The sequence below is a fragment of the Nocardia sp. XZ_19_231 genome, from assembly GCF_015355705.1.
In the GTDB taxonomy this organism is placed as follows: Bacteria; Actinomycetota; Actinomycetes; order Mycobacteriales; family Mycobacteriaceae; genus Nocardia; species Nocardia salmonicida.
Genome location: NZ_JACUZI010000005.1, coordinates 374,565 through 395,078 on the forward strand (window position 1 = coordinate 374,565; position 20,514 = coordinate 395,078).

Here is a 20,514-nt window from a genome sequence, read left to right on the forward strand (position 1 = left end):
CCATCAAGGCATTTCGACTGTTTCGGCCCTGGCGATCTCGTTGATGGCGCGCTGAACGGATTGCTGCGGCGATGTGCGGGAAAGATCGGCGAGGTATTCGATCAGCAGTACCGCTGCGGGTTGGGGGTTCGTCCATGCGTGGTCCGGTTCCGCGGACTCGTCGACCCCGAGCGCCCCGGTGAGCGCGCTGATGACCGCGGTGGCATCCAGTCCGGACAGCCACGGTGCCGATCGCCGGATCACCGATTCCAGCACGGCACGCACATCGTCACCGGTGAGGCCGTCCGGATGCGCGGTCTCGAGCAGTTCTCTGACGATCGCCGCCAGCACCGAGGTGACCTGATCGGCGGGGAGTTCGGACAGGTCCGCGGTGGTCGCACGGAACCCGGATTCGTCGGCCGCCTTCGCCGCGGTGACGGCGGCCTCGACGGCGGTCGCGATCGCGCGGGCTGACGAGGGCCAATCGGACGGCCACATGGGTAGTTCTCCTCGCGGGTCGGCGCACATGCCCCGTCGGACTCGTACGGTGGCTGCCGTCAGCGTAGTCAGTGGCTGGTGCCGACCCGATGACGGTCGCGTGATCGGGTAGCCCGCTACTCGCGCGTGGGGGTGGTCCTCGGACCACGCTTCCTGGAGAGGCGCGACGGAATCCGCCGTCGTCGAACCCGACACAGGAAGCGCGAGACCCATGATCATCGACGACACTGTTCGGTCGGCCACCGACACCATCGACACCGGCGAATTCCACTCCGGCCCGGAGGCGGGATCGGCATTGATCGGCAGCGTCACGCACGGCGTGCGCGAACTGCGCTACGCGGTGGTCGACGATCTCGCGATCTTCGAAGGCGACATCGTGCTCGGCACCGTCGAGGAGATCGATGCCCGCCGTCGACAGGAGGGCGCGGTGATCTCCGGTGCGGTATTCCGCTGGCCGAATGGCGTGGTCCCCTTCGAGGTCGACCCGGCCCTGCCCGCGCCACAGCGGGTTTTCGACGCGATCGCGCAGTGGAACTCGCGCACCAGGATCCGATTCGTCGCGCGCACCGGCGCCCACGGCGACTTCGTGCGATTCGTGCCGAGCATGTCGAGTCGGTCGCCGGTGGGGCGGCGGGGTGGACGCCAGACGATCGAACTCGCCGCCACCGCGCCGGTGGGCACCGTGGTGCACGAAATGGGGCACGCGCTCGGACTGTGGCACGAACAGAGCAGGGAGGATCGCGGGAATTTCGTCGCGGTGCGGCTGGACCGGGTCGATCCGGCCCACCGGCACAACTTCGACCAGCACATCAGCGACGGCGACGACGTCGGCCGGTACGACTTCGGCTCGATCATGCATTACCCCGCGACGGCGTTCAGCATCACCGGGCAGCCGACGATCCTCGCGCGCGTTCCCGTGCCGCCGGGCGTGACGATGGGCCAGCGCTCCGCGCTCTCGGTCGGCGATGTGAACGCCGTCCACGCGATCTACCCGTGACATCGGCGCAGGTAGCCGCGTGGTGAAGTCGAGTGGTCCACTACTCGTGCCCGGCACCGTGTCCGCGCCCACGCTGAATACCCCAGCACACATTTCTCCGGGCGAGGTGACCCATGGATACCGAGAGTGAAGCACGCACTGCCGCATGGCACGAACAGATGGACGCCGCATCGCGGCGATTCGACGACACCGAGGCCGAACGCGACGAGGTGGCCCGCCGCCGTGAGGTGAGCGAGTCCGATGTCGTCGACACCGAGGAACAGATTCTCGCCCGCGCCGACCGACTGCTCGTCACCGGTGAAGTCCCCGCGCAGGCGGTGATCGAACTGGGCAGACAGGAGCCGGTGGGCAGTATCCGCTCGCTCGAGCGGGTCATCGGCTTCGCCAACGAGCTACAGGCGGTGAACTTCCTGACTCGCGGTGCCAGAGCCGCCGCCGCGGTGGCGCGAATCTCGTTGGCCGACAACGGGCGTGAGGTGCCGATGGGCACCGGTTCGTTGGTGTCACCACAACTGCTGCTGACCAACAATCACGTGCTGCCCACGCCGGGGGCGGCCGAATCGGTCGTGATCGAGTTCCGCGCGGAGGCCGATATCGACAATGTTCCGGGACCGACGACGCGCTTCCGGCTCGCGCCTGCCGACTTCTTCGTCACCGACAAACACCTCGACTACACCGTGGTCCGTGTGGCACCGGGTCCGGACGGCGTGGCGCCCGGCATGACGTTCGGCTGGAACCCGTTGATCGCCAAGCCGGGCAAGATTGTGATCGGCGAGGCGATGAACGTCGTCGGGCATCCCTCGGGGCGGCTCAAGGAGATCTCGATCCGGCACAACCGCCTCGACCTGCAACTCGATGATTTCCTGCATTACGCCTCCGATACCGAGCCGGGGAATTCGGGCTCGCCGGTCTTCAACGACCAGTGGGAGATCGTCGCGCTGCACCATGCCGGAGTGCCGAAGAAGGACGACAAGGGCCGGGTACTGCGCAAGGACGGCAAGCTGTGGCAGTCCGGAGACGGCGACGACGCGATCGACTGGATCGCTAACGAGGGCGCGCGGGTGAGCGTGCTGCTGCACGATCTGGGATCGCGTCAGTTCGATTCGGCACAGCGTGCCCTGCTCGACGAACTCGGGCTCGCGGCGATCCCATCGCGTGAAGCGGCGGCGACAATGCCGGTGCCGCGACCGATCTCGGCCGACGAAAGCCTGGTGCGCGGCCTTCGCGGCAAGTCGACCGCGTTCGGCGGTCACCGCAGCGTGCTGTTCCTGCACGGGCGCGGACAAGAGGGTCGCGACCCGGTCGAGCTGCGCCGCAACTGGACAGCCGGCTTGAACAAGGGACTCACCCTCGCCGGTCTGAGCCCCATCGACCCCGTCGACGTCCATTTTCCCTTCTACGGTGACCAACTCATCGAGAGCATGAACACCCGAGAGGCCGTCGAGACAGGTCCGGCACTGTACGAGAGCCTGGTCGCCGAGGCGGCACATCGTGTCGGGATGCCGAACGTCGACGAACTGCCCGCCGACCCGCAAGCGCGGGAGCTCTTCGGCGGATTCGGTGCGGTGGTCCTGGGGCGACTGCGCGACCAGCTCAGCTGGATCGCCGCCCGCAGCGGCCTCGACTCCGCGCTCATCGGCGCCATCTTCAAAGATGTCGCCGCCTATCTCGACAACGAACGGGTCCGCAAGAGTGTGCTCGACACGGTGCTCAGCGACACGCCCGCCGAGGGCGAACTGATCCTGGTCAGCCACAGTCTCGGCACCGTGGTCGCGATGGATCTGCTCACCCAGTTGCCCCGCGAACTGAACGTGCGCCTGCTGGTGACGGCAGGCAGCCCGCTCGGGTTGGAGGGGGTCTATCGCAAGCTGCTCAGCGGCGGCGCGAGCAGGCCGGAACGGGTCGGCGAATGGCTCAACACCTGGTACGCCGGTGACCCGATCGCCATCGGCTGCCCACTGCGTCAGGCGTGGGGTCCGGATCTGCGCGACCTTCCGGTCGAGAACCCGAAGGAACGGGCCCACGACATCGCCGAATACCTCGCCCATGCCGCGGTGGCTGCCACGATCGGACACGTGCTGTCCGCCTGAGCGACAAGACAATTCATACCCCGACACCCCGTCGATTCTTTTGCGGCCGTGCGGAACTCGATCGCGTGGCTGACTACCGAATGCGAATTACTCGGCACCGAACCCGCGCGTATTCGCGTAGTGGATTACGCGTTCGCGCGGCCGTGTCCGCGCGCGAGGATAGCTCCACACAGTGTTTTCGCTGAGAAAGGCAACGAAATGTTGGAGATGGATACGGAGGACGCGGTCGTGGCAGCGAGCGCCGATACCGAAGAAGAAACGTTCGAGTCGGCGAAAATCGGCTACGGTGCCGAAGAGGCAGCTGTGCGGGCGATCGGCCAGACGAATATCACCTCGGTCTGCTGGGCCCAGAAGATTCTGCGCACCCACGGAACGGGTGCCTGGGTATTCGGATTCCCGAGCGCCGACGTGCGCGCCGACAGCCAGATCTCGGTCAGCCTCACCGAGATCGATACCGACAACACCCCATTTCTCGGGCCGGCCACCATCCAGGTCCTGAACGTGGTTCCACACGCCGACGGCACCATGACGGTGCGGTATCACGTCGGCTGGAACAGCAATATCAGAGTGCTGTTCAATTTCATCATCGCCAATTGAACAGCCGCGATGGCAGTGTCAGGCGTCCGACTGATACTGAGCCGGGATCGACAGCGTGGTCGATTCGGACCATCCGGCGTGACAGCCCCACGGCAGGTCCGCGTCGCCGACGAAGTCGACCAGGACCAGCCATCGACCTCCTGCCGAGAGTGTTTACCCGGGCCTACGTGCTGCCGCCAGTGCGATGAGCACCTGCTCGGTTTTGGTATCGCCCGTCGCGATCGTCAGCCCGAGCGCGTGCAGAGCGACTTCGAGTTCGCGCTGGGCGTCGACCGCGCGCAGATGCAGGTCGACAGGTGAATCGCCCTGTCGGGGCACAACTGTCAGCGACAACTCGACCAGATCGAGACCGGCGGCGGTCCACCGTTCCACGTCGGCCCGCAGATTTCCCACCGGCACCCCTGTCCACCGTGCCGAAGCGACCGGGCCCATCGCGCACAGATGATCGACCGCGATGCCGGGAGGTGTGCAGCTCACCAGGAACTGCCGCTGGGCCGAGTTCAGCGAGTCGGTGACATCGATTCCTCGGGCCACGGCAGCACGCAGGGAACCGGGGGACCGCAGGCTGATCGCCGAGGCCGACAGCATTCGCCGGCCGCCGGACCAATCGCTTTCGATGCGGTATCGAACGCCGGACTCGGTGAAGGGCGCCGCCCAGCGGCCCGCCAACTGGGAACGCAGGCACGGTCGCAGCTTGACGGTGAGATCGTCTTCGTCGCCGCTGCGCAACCGGATGACGATGCGGCTCGACAGCAGGGTCGGCGCGCCCGTGGAGCCGGGGTGCAGCGGTTCGGCGAACCAGATGTCGCGGTAGGCCGCGCCGGCATCGCTACATCGGAGGCGTTGCAGTGCGCCCGCGACATCTCCGTCGAGATTCACTTTGATTTCGATCGGTGTGATCACCCGAGCGCCCTTCTGTCGCTGTGACGGATGCCGCCCGCGGTGCGCGAGCGGCTCTGGAACTCAGATTCGCCCATCGACGGGCCGCGGCGCGCGCGTAGTGCGCTACCCGATCAGGTCGGGCGTCCGGAGCGCGGGACGACCATCGACGACGACAGCCCCGCATCGGTGACGTCGCGCGGCCCGCACGTAGTCGACTACTCGTGACAGTCCTGACCAGGTGTCGGAGACTGGAATCGATCGGTCCGGTAGGCGCCGAGCAGGCGCCATCCCGTGGAGGTTTCTCGATGGTCGACCCACAGCAGCAGACACTGGTCACCCGCGCACTGGTCGCCGCCGCCGAGGCGCTCGACCGCCGCGTCGGCTGGTTCCGGTTGCCGACCCCGTTGGGTTTGGCCGTCCTGGTCGGCCTGCGCAGCAGACTGCGGTCGCGCAATCTCTTCGACACCGGCCCGCACCCGGCCGGGCCGCTGCCGCCGGATGTCACCGGCGAGCACCGGAGCGCGCGCACGGTCGACGGCACCTACAACAGCCCCGACGACCCTCGCGCGGGGTCGATCGGCTGCCGCTTCGGACGCAATTTCCCGCTGGATCACACCTACCCCGAGGGTCCGGCGCGGATCATGGAACCCAACCCGCGCACGGTCAGCAGGCAATTGCTCACGCGCGAGCGATTCCAGCCCGCCACCACCCTGAATCTGCTGGCGGCGGCCTGGATCCAGTTCGAGGTGCACGACTGGTTCGTCCACGAGCCCGCCGAACGCGACCCCTTCACCGTCACCCTGGACGACGACGATCAGTGGCCACACCCTCCGATGACGATCCCGCGAACGGCTAAGCTGGCCGCGCCCGATCCGACCGACCCGCCGACCTACGTCACCGGCGAGACCCACTGGTGGGACGCCTCTCAGATCTACGGCAGCACAGCCGAATTCGCCGCATCCCTGCGCTCGGGCAAGCACGGACAGCTCGTGATCGACGAACTGGGACTGCCACCACTGGATGCCGAACGGCTGGTGGCGCTCGAGCCGGAGGCGGCCAACGCGTGGGTCGGCCTCGCACTGCTGCACTCACTGTTCCTACGCGAACACAACGCGATCTGTGCCCGCCTGTCCCGGCGCTACCCCGACATGGACGACCAGCAGCTCTACGACACCGCGCGACTGGTCAATTCCGCGCTGATCGCGAAGATCCACACCGTCGACTGGACACCGGCCGTGATCGCCCACCCCACCACCGTCGCCGCCATGCGCGCCAACTGGTTCGGCGTGCTGGGGGAGCGGGTATCGCGTCGCTTCGGCGATCTCATCGGCAACGAAGTGCTCTGTGGCATACCGGGTTCCGAGCGCGATGACAGCGGCGTGCCGTACTCGCTCACCGAGGAGTTCGTCGCGGTATACCGCATGCATCCACTGATACCCGACGAGCTCGTCGTCCGCAGCCTCGGCGACGACACCGTGCTGGCCGAGCATCCGCTTCCCGCACTCGGCGTCGCCCACATCCGCGAACGCCTCGCCGAGACACCGATGGACACGCTGCTCTACTCTTTCGGCCGAGCCAACCCCGGCGCGTTGACGCTGCACAACTACCCCGCACACCTGCAACAGCTCGAGCGCCCCGGCCAGCCGGTGCTCGATCTCGCGACCGTGGATATCCTGCGGGTCCGCGAGCGCGGTGTGCCGCGCTACAACGAATTCCGCCGCCAACTGCGGCTGCCACCGATCACCTCGTTCGACGAGCTCACCGACGAGCCGCGGTGGGCGCGGGAACTCGAAGAGGTCTACGGCGACGTGGACGACGTCGATCTGATGATCGGCCTCTACGCCGAACCCAAGCCGCCCGGTTTCGGCTTCAGCGACACCGCCTTTCGCGTCTTCGTGCTGATGGCGTCGCGGCGGCTGTCGGCCGACCGGTTCTTCACCACTGACTTCCGGCCCGAGGTCTACACCGAGGCGGGCATGGCCTGGGTACGCGACACCACGATGCGCAGTGTGCTGCTGCGGCATTTCCCGACCCTGGCGCCCGCGCTCGACGGCGTCGCGAATCCGTTCGCCCCGTGGAGGAGTCCGCGATGAGCTACCTGCGCTACCGCGACGACCTGGAAAAACCGCGCCTCGACGAAGAACGCGACATCGACAAGATCATCGCGGTGCTGCGCCACAACAACGAACGCGCCTACCGCAAGTACAAGCGTGGCTTGCGTGACGCGCACGCCAAGAGCCACGGCATCCTGCGCGGCGAACTGACGGTGCCCGCGGGCCTGGCGCCAGAACTGGCGCAGGGCATGTTCGCCACCCCGGCCACCTATCCGGTGATCGCGAGGTTGTCGAGCACGTCCGGGGTGATCCGCAGCGATCAACTGCGCGGCGTCCGCGGACTCGGGATCAAGGTGCTCGGCATACACGGGCCGCGCGCGATGCCCGACGACGAGGCGATCACCCAGGACTTCATCATGGTCACCCATCGCGAGTTCCTCTTCGCCGACGCGCACACCTACCTCACCAAGGGCATGCCGACGGCCTGGGCGCTGGCCCGGCTGCCCGACATGGCCCTGCGTGCGGGTAGCGACCTCGTCGCCGCGCTCAACACGCACGTCCTGCGCCGGATCGGGCGGAGCGTGCCACCGAATCTCGGTGTCTTCGTCGCACCCAATACCCACATCCTCGGCGAGACCTTCTTCACCTCGGCGCCCCTTCGATACGGGGACTACGTGGCCAAGCTGCTCTACGCCCCGGTGTCACCGGAAGTCGCGGCGCTGCAAGGGCAACCGGTCGACCCGGACGCGGGCGTCAACGCGCACCAGGATCTGATCGTCGACTTCTTCGCCGGGCACAGCGCCACCTACGAACTGCGCGCGCAACTGTGCACGGACGCGGCCACCATGCCGATCGAGGACGCGACCGTGCCGTGGCCGGAGGACGAGTCGCCGCACCGCACCATCGCGACCATCCGATTCGATGTGCAGGATCCGTACACCCCGCAGCGGCGTGCCTACGGCGACGACGTGCTCTCGTTCAACTCCTGGCGTGGCCTGGACACGCACCGGCCGCTCGGATCGATCAACCGACTCAAGAAGCGGGTGTACGAGGCATCGAGCAACTACCGCCACGACGTCAACAACGCGCCGCGCGTCGAGCCGCGCGACGCCACCGAGCTCCCGCCATGACCCCCACGCCGCTCGCACGTCCGGCGCGCCCGTCCGCCGCGCCGGACCACCGGCGCGACAACCGTGTCGCCGGGCCGATTCGTTGTGACGTCGCCGCAGGAGAACTACACTTTTCATGCATGGGCGGACTCTGGCAGCTGCTCGATCGCCCCACCGAATACGACGCCGTCCGTAAAGCTTTGACCAACCCCGATTCCGGCGGCGTGATCTTGGTCGGAGCCGCGGGCGTGGGCAAGACCACGCTGGCCCGGCTGGTCACCGCGGTGCTCTCCGATGCGGTGCGCTGGGTGGCCTGCACGGCGTCCTCGCAAGCCATTCCGCTCGGTGCGTTCGCGCCCTGGATCGCCGCGTCGGCGTCGCGTGACCCGCTCGCGCTGCTGCACTCGGCCAGGGAAAACGTGCTCGCCCACCCCGACACGGTGATCGGCGTCGACGACGCGCACCTGCTCGACATCCTCTCGGCGACGCTGGTGCACCAGATCGCCGTCGACCATCGAGCTCGCATCATCGCCACCGTCCGCACCGGGGAACCGCTGCCCGACGCGGTTACTTCACTGTGGAAGGACGGCTACCTCGAGCGAATCGAGCTGGCGCCGTTCACCAAGTCCCAGTGCACCGAACTCGTCGAGACCGTGCTCGGCGGGACCCTGGAGGGGCTCAGCGCCGACGTGATGTGGGAATCCTCCGGCGGCAACCCGCTGTTCCTGCGCAATATGGTCGAGGGCGGGGTCGAGGCGAGCACCCTGACCGACGTCAACGGCGTCTGGCAGTTGCGCGGGCCCACCGCGGTGCCCTCGGGTCTGGTCGAGCTGCTCGACGAGCGATTGAGCAGGGCCGGCGCGCCCGTGCTCGACGTGCTGGAGACGCTGGCCGTGCACGAGCCGCTCGACATCGACATCCTCAGCGAGCTCGTCGGCGCCGACGCCGTGGACGCCGCCGAGGTCACCGGCCTGATCCGGGTCACGAGCCACAACGGTGTCGCCGACGTCCGGTTCAGCCATCCGCTGCTCGGTGAAGTGGTGCGCTGCCGGGTCGGCACCGCCGCCGCGCGCACCCGGCGCGGACGCCTCGTCGAGACGCTGCAGGATCGGGATCTCAGCACACCGGCACATCGCATCCGGCTGGCGCGGCTGTGCGTCGACAGCGACCGGCCGATCGACATCGTCTTGTTGATCGACGCGGCCAAGGACGCGGTGTCACTGGCCAATCTGCCACTGGGCGAGCGACTCGCGCGCGCCGCGTGCGAGCGGGGCGGTGGGCTGCGCGCGGCCGAACTGCTCTCCCGTGCGCTGCTGTGGCAGGGCAGGCCGCAGCACGCCGACGAGATCCTGGCCCGCTTCGATCCCGACCGCCTCGATCCACTGCAACTGGTCCAGTGGGGTGTGGTGCGGGCGAGCCTGCGGTTCTGGTCGCTGGGCGATGTCGAACATGCCCGCGACCTGGTCGAGATGCTGCGCGCCCGCGTCGAGCATCCGGCACTGCGGCTGACCGTGGAGGCCGCGGCGGCGGCGATGGCGGTGCACGAAAACCACCTCGCCGTGGGCATCGAAGCGGCCGAGCGGGTGATCGCCGACCCCGACTCGCCGCGGCAGGCCGTCGATTTCGCCGCATTCGCCCTGGGTTTGGCGCTGCCGGTGGCCGGACGCGGCGCCGACTTCGCGCCGATCGCGGCACGAAGCCGGGCTCAGCAGAAATCCACCGACGGGATCATCCGGGTGATGGTCCGCTACGGCGACGTCCTCGCCCTGACCACCATCGGTGACCTCGATCTCGCCGAGCGGCGCGCCACCGAATATCGCGAGTTCTCCTCGGCCGGCCAGTTCGTCGGCTGGGCGATCGCGCGAATCGCCGACGGAGTCGTCGCCACCTACCGCGGTCGGTTCCACGAAGCGATCGCCGCCTTCGAGCAGTCGCTGGCAGCGCTCAACGCCGAAACCTCGCTGCCGTGGAAACTGCCGGCGCGGCTGCTGCTTGCCCGCGCCTACGCGGCCTTGGGTGAGGTCGACCAAGCCGAACGGGTCCTCGACGACGCCGACGAGCACAGCGGGCCACACATGGCCCTGCACGAGCCACAGCGGATAATCGCGCGCGCCTGGCTGGCCGCCGCCGAACACAGCGCGCACGCCGCGGTCGACCTGGCCCGCAAAGCCGCCGACCTGGCCCACAGCGCCGGTCAGTACGCGCTGGAAGCCGAAGCGCTGCATCACGCCACCCGATTCGGTGACCGCACCCTCGCCGCCCGGCTCGCCACAGTCGCCGATCGCGTACAGGGCCCGGTCGCGGCGATCTACGCCCGCCACGCCGCGGCCCTCGCCGATGGTGATCCGTGCGCGCTCGCCGCGGTCAGCCACGAGTTCGAATCCGCAGGGCTGCTGCTGTCAGCCGCCGACGCCGAGGCACAAACGGTGCCGATCTACGACCGCGCCGGACAGCGCCGACCCAGCGCCCAGGCCGCCGCCCGTGCCACGGCCCTGGCCGCCCGCTGTGACGGTGCGGGCACGCCCGCCATCACCGCGGCCGCTCGCCCCCTGCCGATCACCGAACGCGAACGCGAGATCGCCGCGCTCATCGGCCGCGGCCTGTCCAACCGCGCGATCGCCGAACGTCTCTGCGTCTCGGTGCGCACCGTCGAAGGCCACATCTACCGAGCCTGCATCAAGCTCGACGCCACCGACCGCGACCAACTCGCCGAGCTCATCTGAGGCACGGTGGCGCGTTCATCGGCTCGGTTCCGGTAACTGGCACTCGGTGACCCTCGGGTTCATGCCGAGGTAGTTGAGCGGGCCCGCGAGCACCGTGAGTCCGATCGTGCCCAGATCGCCGCAGTTGACCGGGGTATTCGTGAAATAGTCGCGCTGCATCGCGGCCACGAGCCCGGACCCGAACCAGACCAGCATCAGCACCGACAACAAGAACTTGGCGGTCTGGTGAGCCGGGCTGGCCCGGATTTCTCGTACTTCACGAATTTCTCGGTCACGTCGATTCCGTCGACCGCGCATCGTCATCGCACCCTTCCCGCCGGCGAGCACCACACTGTTGAACTATGTGAACAGCGCCGACCAGGTGGCGCCGCCACGACACGCGCGAGATTCTGTTTCATCAACAGTGCAGCCCGGTAGACGCAGAGTCAATGGACGGTACCGGTGGAAGCATGCACCGTTACCGCCCCGACACGGCGCAGGCGGGCCGAAGTTCAGGCGGGTACCGGTTGCTCGTCGGCGGCTTCGGCCCGCAGATTGCCCAGCAGCTTGGTGAGCTTGCGGGACACGCTCATCTGGGAGACACCGAGTCGTTCGGCGATCTCGCCTTGGGAAAGCGTGTCGTAGAACCGCCAGATCAGCAATTGCCGGTCTTCGGGCGGCAGCTGCGCCAGCAGCGGTGCGACGGTGATCGTGTCCTCGGCGAGACGGTAGGCGGGATCGTCGGCGCCGAAGGTGTCGGCGACGGTCATGCTGGGATCGCCGTCGTTGTCGCGTGCGGGAGTGTCGAGGCTGCGGGTCTGGAACGCGTTGGCCGCGACCAGGGTGCGAGCGATGTCGGTGACCGGCACCTCGAGTTCGGTGGCGAGTTCGTGGGCGGTGGGCGAGCGCTGGAGACGACGGCTCATCTGTTCGGTCGCGGCCCGTACCTTGCCCTGGAGTTCCTTCTCGCGACGCGGAACGTGCAGCGGCCAGATGTGGTCGCGGAAGTGGCGGCGCACCTCACCCATGATGGTGGGTACTGCGAAGCCGAGGAAGGGTGATCCGGTGGTCACGTCGTAGCGGTCGACCGCCATGACCATGCCGAGGCGCGCGGTCTGGAGCAGGTCGTCGAAGATCTCGCCACGGTTGGCGTACTTGCGAGCGATGTGCTCGGCCAGGGGCAGGCAGACCTCGATGATCCGGTCCCGCAGGGCGTCGTGTTCGGGGCTGCGGGGATCGGTCAGCGACAAGTGCACGAACAGCGGTTCGGCGTGTTCGTAGGTGATGCGGTCGGTGGTCTTTGACATGCGGATCAGCTCCTGGCCTTCAAGTGCGCTTCGGGTCGGCGGGGAGGTGAGCTAAAGGCCTAGCATCCTGGAGGTCATCATCATTCCCGCGCCCAGGCTGACGGCGCCCAAGAGCGCGGCGGGTAGCGATCCGGTGAGTGCTGTCAGGCCGAAGAGGAAGAACACGCAGGTGGCCAACATGATGGTGGTGCTGGTCAGATCCATGCTCGGCGTACTCGTTGTGCGATTACGTGAGTAGGTCATGAATGAAGGGTTCACCGTTGCGATGGTTATTAAACCGTTATCGGTCGACAGGGCTTGACAGGGCGATATTTGCGGACTTGAATGTTTAGCCCGCCGCTGAAGGGGAAGTATCACCTCACGGCGCGCACACGCAAATCACGAGCGAGATGGTCGCGCTGTTCGATGACCAAGCGACGCAACGCCCCAGGTGCGTCCGCATTCGCCGCGAGCCAGCGGTCGACCCCATCGAGTGAATCAGCCGCGGGAAAGAGCCCGACCACGATCCGGCGGGCGATCTCGATGCTGCGCTGATCCCACACCGCGCGCAACGCCGCGAAGTACTCGTCGTCGTAGCGCGCTGTCAGGTCACGGCGTTGCCCGGCACGGAATCCCTCGATGGTCGCGTCGAGGTGATCGTTGGTCAGGGTGGTGTCGCCGAGCGCTGAATCCCATGCCGAGGCTTTGACCTCAGGTTCCGGTCGTGCCGCGAGCGTGCGCAGGTGGGCGGTTCGTCCCGACGCTGTGTTGTCCTGTCCGAGTTCGGCGTCGAGTTCGGCGACCTTGCCCACACCGGTGGCGGCCAGCGCCGTCCACAGCGCCCAGCGCAGATCGGGATCCAGTGCCAGACCTTGCGGCGCCCGGTCGAGCAGCATCGCCCGAATGTCGGTGGCACGGCGCCCGTCCACTGTGGCAGCGGCCGCGGTCGCACGCGCCCACGCCAGCTGCGCGCCGGAACCCGGTGCTGACGAATGCAGTGTGGCCCAGCATGATTCGATCCACTCGCCACGCCAACGATCCCGCGTCGCCTCGGGCAGATAGTGGCCGATCGTGAAAGACGCGTTCGCCAGGACAGCGGTGAGCAGCGCCATGTTGGTTTCGGTGGGCGCGAAATCGCGAGCCATGGACAGGTAGCGTTCGGCGTCGAGTTCTCCGTCGCGGGTAGCGTTCCACAGCGCCGACCAGATCAGTCCGCGCGCCAGCGGGTCGGTCACCCGATCCAGCGAACTCTGCACGGTCGCAAGCGAAGCCGTATCGAGACGAACTTTCGCGTAGGTGAGATCGCCGTCGTTGAGCAGGCGCAGCGGAGCGGATGCGAGGGCAACCGGCGTGCGTTCGTCGACGATGTCGAGCTCCACGCGTTCACGTATCACCAGGTCGCCTTCGGCATCGAAGTCGTAGAGCCCGACAGCGAGCCGGTGCGGACGCGGATCGGTTTGCACGATCTCACCCTCTTCGAGGGTCAGGGTGGACACCCCGGTTGTCTGCAACCAGGCTCGCGCCCAGCCCGCCAGGTCGCGGCCGGAATCCGCCGACAATTCGGTCAGTAGATCGTCGAGGGTCGTGTTGCCGAAGGCGTGCGTCCGGAAGTATCGGCGCACACCGGAGAAGAATTCCTCCCGGCCGACATAGGCCACCAACTGCTTGAGCACGCTGGCGCCCTTGGCGTAGGTGATGCCGTCGAAATTGAGCTTGGCGGCCTCGAGATCGGTGATGTCGGCGACGATCGGATGCGTGGTCGGCAGCTGGTCCTGCAAGTACGCCCAGGCCTTGCGACGGTTCGCGAACGCCACCCAGGCGTCGGTCCACTCGGTGGCCTCCGAGCTCACGAGCGCGCCCATGTAGTCGGCGAAGGACTCCTTGAGCCACAGGTCGTCCCACCACACCATCGTGACCAGATCGCCGAACCACATGTGCGCCATCTCGTGCAGGATCGTGTTCGCCCTGCCCTCGTACTGCGCGGCGGTGGCCGCACCACGGAACACATAGGCCTCGGTGAACGTGACCAGCCCGGGGTTCTCCATCGCGCCCAGGTTGTACTCGGGAACGAACACCTGGTCGTACTTGCCCCACGGGTACGGATAGTCGAAGTGTTCGGCGAAGAAGTCCAGCCCCTGCTTAGTCACCTCGAAGATCGTGTCCGCGTCCAGATAACGGGCCAGCGAGGCGCGGCAGTAGATTCCGAGTGGAATCGTGAGTTCGCCTCGCGTCCAGGAGGATTCGACACGATGGTACGGCCCGGCCGCCACCGCGGTGATATAGGTCGAGATCGGCAGCGTAGGGGAGAAGACGACGTTCTGAATCACACCGTTGTTCTGGATCGCCGCATACGGCCGATTCGACACCACCTGCCAGTCGGCCGGGGCCGTCACCGCGAACGTGAACGGCGCCTTCATGTCCGGCTGTTCGAAGCACGCGAAAACGCGGCGCGCGTCCGCGGGCTCGTACTGGGTGTAGAGGTAGGTCAGGCCGTCGACCGGATCGAGGAACCGGTGCAGTCCCTCGCCCGAACGACTGTAGGCACCGGTGCCGCGTACGACGACGACATTGGTCTCGGTCAAGCCACCGATGGTGAGCCGAGCCCCGTCGTAGTCGACCGCCACGTCCGCACCGTTTACCGTCACCGACTCCACTGCAGGGCCGATGAAGTCGAGCCACGTCTGCTCGACCGTGGCATCGAACGTGACGGTCGTCGTCGTGGCGAAATCGGTCCGGGTCTGGTCCGTGGCCTCCGACAGGTCGAGTTCCACGTGGTAGTCGCGGACGGTGACCACCGCCGATCGCGCGGCGGTCTCGGAGCGGGTCAGGTTCGCGGTGTTCATACCTGGATCCTGCCAGCCGAACCGCCGGCTGCGGGAGTGTCTATTCCACGGTGACGCTCTTGGCCAGGTTGCGTGGCTTGTCGACATCGCGACCGAGGGCCAGCGCTGTGTGATAGGCCAGCAGCTGGAGCGGGATCGTCAGCAGCATGGGGTCCAATTCCGGTGCGACCCTGGGGACCCGGATCACGTCGTCGGCCACATTCGGTGGCAGGTCCGCGTTCGTGACGGCGATGACCGGGCCGCCACGGGCCTTGATCTGTTCGATGGTGCTGATGTTCTTGGCGAGCAGTTCGTCGTCGGGGACGATCACCACGCTCGGCATCTCCGGGTCGATCAGGGCGAGCGGACCGTGTTTGAGCTCGGAGGCCTGGTATGCCTCGGCATGCACATAGGAGACCTCCTTGAGCTTCTGTGCGCCTTCGCGGGCGACCGGCCACGCCCGAACCCGGCCGATGAAGAACATGCTGCGGGCCTTGGCGTAGCGGTGTGCGATCTCGGCGATGGCGTCTTCGTCGGTGAGGACCTGGTCGATGGCCTCGGGCAGGGCGCGCAGCCCGTCGACGATCCGGTTGCCGTCGGCTGCCGAGAGGTCGCGTACCCGGCCGAGCAGCAGGGCCAGCATCGTGAACGACACGGTCATGTTGGTCAACGCCTTGGTCGAGGCGACGGAGATCTCCGGACCCGCGTGCAGGAACACACCTGCCCCGCACTGGCGAGCGATCGCGCTGCCCACCGCGTTGACGGCACCGATCACGCGGCCGCCCTTGCGCTGTAGCTCCTGCACCGCGGCGAGAGTGTCGAGGGTTTCGCCGGACTGGCTGATCGCCACATACAGCGCGTCGGGGTCCACGACCGGATTGCGGTAGCGGAACTCCGAAGCGGGCTCCGCGGTCGCCGGGATGCGAGCCAGTTCTTCGATCAGCTGGGCGCCGAGCTGACCGGCGTAGTAGGCCGAACCGCAACCGAGGAAAACGACCTTGCTGATGCTGCGCAGTTCACGCGCGTCCATGTTCAACCCGCCGAGGTGAGCAGTGGCGAAGCGGTCGTCGAGGCGGCCACGGAGTGCTCTGCGGACCGCCTCGCCCTGTTCGGCCATTTCCTTGCGCATGAAGTCGGGGAATCCGCCGAGCGCGTAGTCCTCGGCCACCATGTCGATGGTGGTCGGGATCTTGTCGGTCTGCTCGGACTCGACTCCCAGTGTGCTGGTGCGGAATTCGCCGTCACGGACTGTGGCGAGTTCGCCGTCGTCGAGGAACACCACGCGCTGGGTGTGGTGGACAAGGGCCGCGACGTCGGAGGCCACGAACATCTCGCCGTCGCCGACGCCGAGCACGATGGGGCTGCCGTTGCGGGCCACCACCAGTTCGGTCGGGCGGCGCGCGTCGAGCACCAGCAGTCCGTAGGTGCCTCGGACCCGGTGCAGCGCGAGGCGAACGGCGTCCTCGAGCGATTCGGCGTCCTCGAGTTCGCGGGCGACGAGGTGGGCGATCACCTCGGTATCGGTATCGGAGACCAGTTCGATGCCGAGCGCGGTGAGCTCGGCCCTCAGCTGCTCGGCGTTCTCGACGATGCCGTTGTGTACCACGGCGATTCGCCCACTGACATCGGTGTGCGGATGTGCGTTGGCATCACTGGGCTCGCCGTGGGTGGCCCAGCGGGTGTGTGCGATCCCGACGGTGCCGCGCAGGGCAGTGGCATCGGCCTTGTCGCGAAGATCCTGCACCCGCCCCTTGGTTTTGCAGACACGCGCCTTCCCGCGATGCGGCAGAGCCAACCCGGCCGAGTCGTAGCCGCGGTACTCGAGTCGATGCAGGCCCTCGAGCAGCACGGGAACAGCTTGCCGGTGACCGATGTATCCGACGATTCCACACATGGCGTGAACCCCTTACCCGTAGACGATGCGACGAAGTTGCCGTTCGGTGAATGACGGCGCCGCGACCGGACGCTCGGCGAGTTCGGTTTCGAGCCGCCGCCAGATCTCGGCGTTGCGCATCTCCCGAGACTGCAGCTCGGCGTGCCTGCGCCGGACGAACTGCTCGGCCGTCTCGTCGAAGTACCCGACGATGTCGGCGACGACCCGGGCGGCCACGCGTTCGGGTAGGCCGGTGGAAGCCACGACGTAGCGGACCAGCTCGGTGGGTACCCCGTCATTCACTCGCACGATCTTGCCTCGCCCGACCGGGTTCTCCAACATCCCTGCCCGAATTCGGGCAAATAGTGTCCCGACAGGGCCTCGGCTCGCCGCGTCGTGCACGCAGATGGCCAAGCCGAGGCGCGTGGAGCTCATCCCGTTATCGCCTTGTGAGGTGTGAGCCGCGACTTGCGAACAATTTGCTGGAAGGCTGTCAAGGGGGACGGCATACTGCGCATCCGAGTGGAGGTTGTGGTGAGGCGACGAATGGGCGACGCATTCGGTGATCGGCTTTATTTCGCGGGCCCCGCGTCGGCCTCCGAGGGCGTCGGAGGTAGACCCGAATATGTCGTCGACGCGGCGATCGTGACGATTGCCGAGGAAATCGTGCGGACGGGTTTCGATGCCGAAGATACCGTGCACCAGCGGCTGCGGAGATTCTGCGCGCACGCGAAAGCTGAAGGCGCAATGGTGAATTGCCTCCTCGGTGCGGCGACAGCCGTAGAAGACGGTGGGGTGGTGCCGTTTGTCGGCCGGGTTGTCGGCAGGCTCGGGCACGCGGAGTTGTTGTTCGATCTCGCCCTCGGCGATACGGGTTTCGACCCGTTCGACGGTAATCCCGTCCAGAATTCGGTCGGCCCGGGCACGATGACGGAGCTGGATTTCGAATTCGTGATCGCTCAGGTGAGTGAGCTGGTCGATAGCTTGCTGCTCCCCAATTATCTGGCGTTGCTGGAATGGCGTGACCTCACCGGGGAAGCGCCGCGATCTCGTCGACCTGAGCAGTCGGCCGCGTTGCTCTACGAGCTGAACGAACGGCTCGCCCCCGTCCTCGGCGAGATGCCGCTGGCCTGGCTGTTGCTGCACTACGCGGAGTTCGGCATCGCGCCACTGGCGGACTCGATCCATCGCGCGCTGCTGCGCACCAACGCCGCCGATGCCGTGTCCGCCGCGCGCATGGCGGCGGCGGCGCTCACCGCGATGTCGTTCGTGTCCTCGTCGGCCAGGCTGGGTGATCTTCCGGTGGTGTCGCGCCGTCCGCAGCATCAGCCGACGCTGGTCACCGGCAATCACGTCATGGCCGATCTCGTCTGCGCGCTGTCGCGGTGCGATACCGCGAACGGCTGGCAGGCCGACGCGAAACTGTTGCGGACCGACGACGCGCAGACGGTCGGCTGGTTGCTGGTCGAGGATCGCCGCCATCGCCGCGAATCCCGCAGCAGCCGAAGCGATCTCATGGCATCGGCGATCGGGCTGGAAATCATGCTCGGAGTCGATTACACGTCGGGTTCTGCCCCGACGACAGTGCAGGCACCGTCATCGACCGCGATCACCGCCGAGCTGCTGCATGTACTGCGTCTGCCCTGGGATCAGATTCCGGAATCGGCCCGCTATACCCCGCGACATCTGGACGGTGCCCTGCGTTTGGCCTGCTGCGCGGTGGAGGCCATGGCGCCGGGCATCGAGGCTACCAACGATATCCTGCGCCGAGCGGCCGACCGGGCGATCCCCGCACTGAGCGCTCGACCGGACCCGCCGATCTATCTCCAGGGCGCACTGGCACTTCTCGACGCCTGGCATCGCGGCGGAGCGCCCCGGACCCGACCTCTGCTCGAGGCAACCGAACCCATCGCCCCCGTTGTCTTCACCACACTGCTGCTGATCGGCGCGGCACTACTGGAGATGCTGGCCGAGGAGTTCGACGCGGACGTGACGCACGTACTCGACGCGCTCGAGACCCGACTACGAGCCCGCGACCGATTGTCGGAGTGAGGACGAACAGATCGTCGACCTCAGTCGAGGTAGACGGCGAGGAGGGGGACCGCGTCGACCACGTGCTGAGCGATGATCGGTTGGCTGATCATGGTGAAGGCCCAATCCTGGTGGGGGCGGTGCAGTTTGCCGACGACGATGCCGGTGTGGGCGCCGACGCTATCGAGGTCGAGGCGGATCAATTCGATGCCGGTGACGTTGTCGACGATACGGCAGAAACCATTGACGATCTGGTCGAATCGTTGGCCGGTGTAGCAGGTGACGAGGAAGACGATCGTGGTGACGGCGGGATCGAGGCGGGACACGTCGACCACGATGACTTCGTTGTCGCCGTGTCCGTCGCCGGTGACACTGTCGCCGAGGTGGTGCAGTGCGCCGTCACGCGAGGTCAGTTGCTCGTGGAAGACGACATCGACGAAGTTGTCACCGGCGAACGCCAGCGCCGCGGCGTTGAGATCGATGTCCTCACGGCGGGGGTGCGTTCCGTAACCGTGGGCGGGGTCCCAACCGAGGCCCATGCTGAGGTGAGTGAGTGCGTGTGTCATGCGGTACTCCTGGCTGAACGGGTGCGTACCCGTTACCGGTAGAACCCACTCGATCGGGCTCGAGCCGGTTGTCGACCAGACTTCCCGACTCGTCGACCCGTAAACATGCCGTAAAAGCCACGCCCATAGCAAATCTGACGGCGGCGCGGGCACGTTGTCGGCCGGGTTCTGGTGATCGCAGGACTACCGTGACGGCGATGAGCGCACGCTTCGAAGAACTCGGCTGGCGGCAGACCCCGATCGGCGAGATCAGTTTGCGTCGACGGTTCGATCCGACGGTGCGTGCCGATGTCTACGAAGTGAAACTCGGCGACGAGTACCTGATGTCGAGCTTGTTCACCGTCGCCGAGCGAGAGCTGTCGCGGCTGGGGCTGGCCAGGACCTCGGGCGATCGGCTCGATGTGGTCGTCGGCGGCCTGGGATTGGGATACACCGCGCGAGAAGCATTGGTGGACCCGAGAATTCGTGAGCTCACCGTTGTCGAGTATTCCGACGCGGTCGTCGACTGGCATCGACGTGATCTGCTGCCCGACACCGCCGGGTTGGCCGCCGACCGCAGGGTCGAGCTCGTCTGCGCGGACTTCTTCGCCGCGGCCGCGGGTCCGGTGGGCTTCGATCCGACCCGCCCCGGCCGCAAGTACGACGCCCTCCTGCTCGATATCGACCACTCGCCACGCCACGTCCTGCACGGCTCGAACGCCGCCTTCTACACCGGTGCGGGCCTGCGCGCGGTCGCGAACCACCTCGTCGACGGCGGCACCTTCGCCATGTGGTCCGACGACGCACCGGATGACGAGTTCTGCGCGACACTCGAATCCGCCTTCATCGACGTCGACGCGCAGTCGATCGTGTTCGACAACCCGCTGACCCGTGGGCAATCCGGCGCGACGATCTACCTCGCGACTCGCTCCGATCGCTCGCGGGGCACAGGCCACGATCAGGCAATATGTGACTAGGTACAACAATGCGGCGAAGTGATTGCCGATGGCGTCGACAAGGTCGATCGTGAGTATGTGGGAGTATTCGTC

The 20,514-nt window shown here is 67.0% G+C and carries 17 protein-coding genes; 8 read left to right on the forward strand and 9 right to left on the reverse strand.

The features are described 5' to 3' along the window. Nucleotides 1-3 precede the first annotated feature (3 nt). The gene (locus IBJ82_RS23760) at nt 4-477 is read right to left on the reverse strand and encodes a hypothetical protein (RefSeq protein WP_194828174.1); all 474 of its coding nucleotides are present in this window, start codon (nt 475-477) and stop codon (nt 4-6) included. A 211-nt stretch (nt 478-688) separates the two neighbouring features. On the opposite strand from IBJ82_RS23760, the gene legP reads away from it, so the two are divergent. The 3 genes from legP to IBJ82_RS23775 all read left to right on the forward strand — a co-directional run bounded on the left by legP (nt 689) and on the right by IBJ82_RS23775 (nt 4,161). Beyond that, nucleotides 689-1,474, forward strand: a complete 786-nt coding sequence (legP, locus tag IBJ82_RS23765) for a Dot/Icm T4SS effector Zinc-dependent metalloprotease LegP (protein ID WP_194828175.1) — start codon at nt 689-691, stop codon at nt 1,472-1,474. Nucleotides 1,475-1,587: 113 nt separating this feature from the next. Further along, nucleotides 1,588-3,564, forward strand: a complete 1,977-nt coding sequence (locus IBJ82_RS23770) for a serine protease (RefSeq protein ID WP_228537567.1) — start codon at nt 1,588-1,590, stop codon at nt 3,562-3,564. Nucleotides 3,565-3,762: 198 nt separating this feature from the next. After that, complete coding sequence (locus IBJ82_RS23775) at nt 3,763-4,161, forward strand: hypothetical protein (RefSeq protein WP_194828176.1); 399 nt, start codon at nt 3,763-3,765, stop codon at nt 4,159-4,161. 153 nt (nt 4,162-4,314) lie between these two features. On the opposite strand, the gene IBJ82_RS23780 is transcribed toward IBJ82_RS23775, so the two are convergent. Then, complete coding sequence (locus IBJ82_RS23780; protein ID WP_194828177.1) at nt 4,315-5,064, reverse strand: hypothetical protein; 750 nt, start codon at nt 5,062-5,064, stop codon at nt 4,315-4,317. 284 nt (nt 5,065-5,348) lie between these two features. On the opposite strand from IBJ82_RS23780, the gene IBJ82_RS23785 reads away from it, so the two are divergent. From IBJ82_RS23785 to IBJ82_RS23795, 3 genes are all read left to right on the forward strand, one after another. Next, nucleotides 5,349-7,136: a peroxidase family protein gene (locus IBJ82_RS23785; RefSeq protein ID WP_194828178.1), complete on the forward strand. Its 1,788-nt coding sequence runs from the start codon at nt 5,349-5,351 to the stop codon at nt 7,134-7,136. Further along, nucleotides 7,133-8,227, forward strand: coding sequence for a catalase family protein (locus IBJ82_RS23790; protein ID WP_194828179.1), 1,095 nt, complete (start codon nt 7,133-7,135; stop codon nt 8,225-8,227). Before IBJ82_RS23785 ends, IBJ82_RS23790 begins: the two co-directional genes overlap by 4 nt. Nucleotides 8,228-8,346: 119 nt before the next feature. After that, complete coding sequence (locus IBJ82_RS23795; protein WP_194828180.1) at nt 8,347-10,929, forward strand: LuxR family transcriptional regulator; 2,583 nt, start codon at nt 8,347-8,349, stop codon at nt 10,927-10,929. A 15-nt stretch (nt 10,930-10,944) separates the two neighbouring features. Here IBJ82_RS23795 and IBJ82_RS34795 read toward each other — a convergent pair whose 3' ends face one another. The 6 genes from IBJ82_RS34795 to IBJ82_RS23825 form a co-directional block, all read right to left on the reverse strand. Further along, nucleotides 10,945-11,226 carry a hypothetical protein gene (locus tag IBJ82_RS34795; RefSeq protein ID WP_228537667.1) on the reverse strand — a complete coding sequence of 94 codons (282 nt, stop codon included), beginning with the start codon at nt 11,224-11,226 and terminating at the stop codon, nt 10,945-10,947. 194 nt (nt 11,227-11,420) lie between these two features. Next, nucleotides 11,421-12,215 (reverse strand): SigB/SigF/SigG family RNA polymerase sigma factor, encoded by a 795-nt coding sequence (locus tag IBJ82_RS23805; protein ID WP_194828181.1) that lies wholly within the window; start codon nt 12,213-12,215, stop codon nt 11,421-11,423. 51 nt (nt 12,216-12,266) lie between these two features. Further along, on the reverse strand, nt 12,267-12,458 hold the full coding sequence (locus tag IBJ82_RS23810; RefSeq protein ID WP_194828182.1) for a hypothetical protein: 192 nt from the start codon (nt 12,456-12,458) through the stop codon (nt 12,267-12,269). 110 nt (nt 12,459-12,568) lie between these two features. Further along, the gene (gene pepN, locus IBJ82_RS23815) at nt 12,569-15,037 is read right to left on the reverse strand and encodes an aminopeptidase N (RefSeq protein ID WP_194828183.1); all 2,469 of its coding nucleotides are present in this window, start codon (nt 15,035-15,037) and stop codon (nt 12,569-12,571) included. Between the two features lie 40 nt (nt 15,038-15,077). Continuing rightward, entirely contained in the window at nt 15,078-16,910 is a 1,833-nt protein-coding gene (glmS, locus tag IBJ82_RS23820) for a glutamine--fructose-6-phosphate transaminase (isomerizing) (RefSeq protein WP_194828184.1), read from the reverse strand. A 12-nt stretch (nt 16,911-16,922) separates the two neighbouring features. Then, nucleotides 16,923-17,324, reverse strand: coding sequence for a hypothetical protein (locus IBJ82_RS23825; RefSeq protein ID WP_228537568.1), 402 nt, complete (start codon nt 17,322-17,324; stop codon nt 16,923-16,925). 111 nt (nt 17,325-17,435) lie between these two features. On the opposite strand from IBJ82_RS23825, the gene IBJ82_RS23830 reads away from it, so the two are divergent. Then, nucleotides 17,436-18,941, forward strand: a complete 1,506-nt coding sequence (locus IBJ82_RS23830; RefSeq protein ID WP_194828185.1) for a hypothetical protein — start codon at nt 17,436-17,438, stop codon at nt 18,939-18,941. A 20-nt stretch (nt 18,942-18,961) separates the two neighbouring features. On the opposite strand, the gene IBJ82_RS23835 is transcribed toward IBJ82_RS23830, so the two are convergent. Beyond that, nucleotides 18,962-19,486: a TerD family protein gene (locus IBJ82_RS23835; RefSeq protein WP_194828186.1), complete on the reverse strand. Its 525-nt coding sequence runs from the start codon at nt 19,484-19,486 to the stop codon at nt 18,962-18,964. Between the two features lie 197 nt (nt 19,487-19,683). On the opposite strand from IBJ82_RS23835, the gene IBJ82_RS23840 reads away from it, so the two are divergent. Next, nucleotides 19,684-20,442, forward strand: a complete 759-nt coding sequence (locus tag IBJ82_RS23840) for a spermidine synthase (RefSeq protein ID WP_194828187.1) — start codon at nt 19,684-19,686, stop codon at nt 20,440-20,442. Nucleotides 20,443-20,514 lie beyond the last annotated feature (72 nt).

Excerpts from the sequence above, each read along its gene's own strand:
- IBJ82_RS23775 (WP_194828176.1), top strand. The coding sequence starts at position 3,763 with ATGTTGGAGATGGATACGGAGGACGCGGTCGTGGCAGCGAGCGCCGAT.
- IBJ82_RS23785 (WP_194828178.1), top strand. The coding sequence starts at position 5,349 with ATGGTCGACCCACAGCAGCAGACACTGGTCACCCGCGCACTGGTCGCC.
- IBJ82_RS23835 (WP_194828186.1), bottom strand. The coding sequence starts at position 19,486 with ATGACACACGCACTCACTCACCTCAGCATGGGCCTCGGTTGGGACCCC.
- IBJ82_RS23840 (WP_194828187.1), top strand. The coding sequence starts at position 19,684 with ATGAGCGCACGCTTCGAAGAACTCGGCTGGCGGCAGACCCCGATCGGC.
- IBJ82_RS23770 (WP_228537567.1), top strand. The coding sequence starts at position 1,588 with ATGGATACCGAGAGTGAAGCACGCACTGCCGCATGGCACGAACAGATG.
- IBJ82_RS23760 (WP_194828174.1), bottom strand. The coding sequence starts at position 477 with ATGTGGCCGTCCGATTGGCCCTCGTCAGCCCGCGCGATCGCGACCGCC.
- IBJ82_RS23790 (WP_194828179.1), top strand. The coding sequence starts at position 7,133 with ATGAGCTACCTGCGCTACCGCGACGACCTGGAAAAACCGCGCCTCGAC.
- glmS (WP_194828184.1), bottom strand. The coding sequence starts at position 16,910 with ATGTGTGGAATCGTCGGATACATCGGTCACCGGCAAGCTGTTCCCGTG.
- IBJ82_RS23810 (WP_194828182.1), bottom strand. The coding sequence starts at position 12,458 with ATGACCTACTCACGTAATCGCACAACGAGTACGCCGAGCATGGATCTG.
- IBJ82_RS23825 (WP_228537568.1), bottom strand. The coding sequence starts at position 17,324 with ATGAGCTCCACGCGCCTCGGCTTGGCCATCTGCGTGCACGACGCGGCG.
- IBJ82_RS23830 (WP_194828185.1), top strand. The coding sequence starts at position 17,436 with ATGGGCGACGCATTCGGTGATCGGCTTTATTTCGCGGGCCCCGCGTCG.
- IBJ82_RS23795 (WP_194828180.1), top strand. The coding sequence starts at position 8,347 with ATGGGCGGACTCTGGCAGCTGCTCGATCGCCCCACCGAATACGACGCC.
- legP (WP_194828175.1), top strand. The coding sequence starts at position 689 with ATGATCATCGACGACACTGTTCGGTCGGCCACCGACACCATCGACACC.
- IBJ82_RS23805 (WP_194828181.1), bottom strand. The coding sequence starts at position 12,215 with ATGTCAAAGACCACCGACCGCATCACCTACGAACACGCCGAACCGCTG.
- IBJ82_RS34795 (WP_228537667.1), bottom strand. The coding sequence starts at position 11,226 with ATGCGCGGTCGACGGAATCGACGTGACCGAGAAATTCGTGAAGTACGA.
- pepN (WP_194828183.1), bottom strand. The coding sequence starts at position 15,037 with ATGAACACCGCGAACCTGACCCGCTCCGAGACCGCCGCGCGATCGGCG.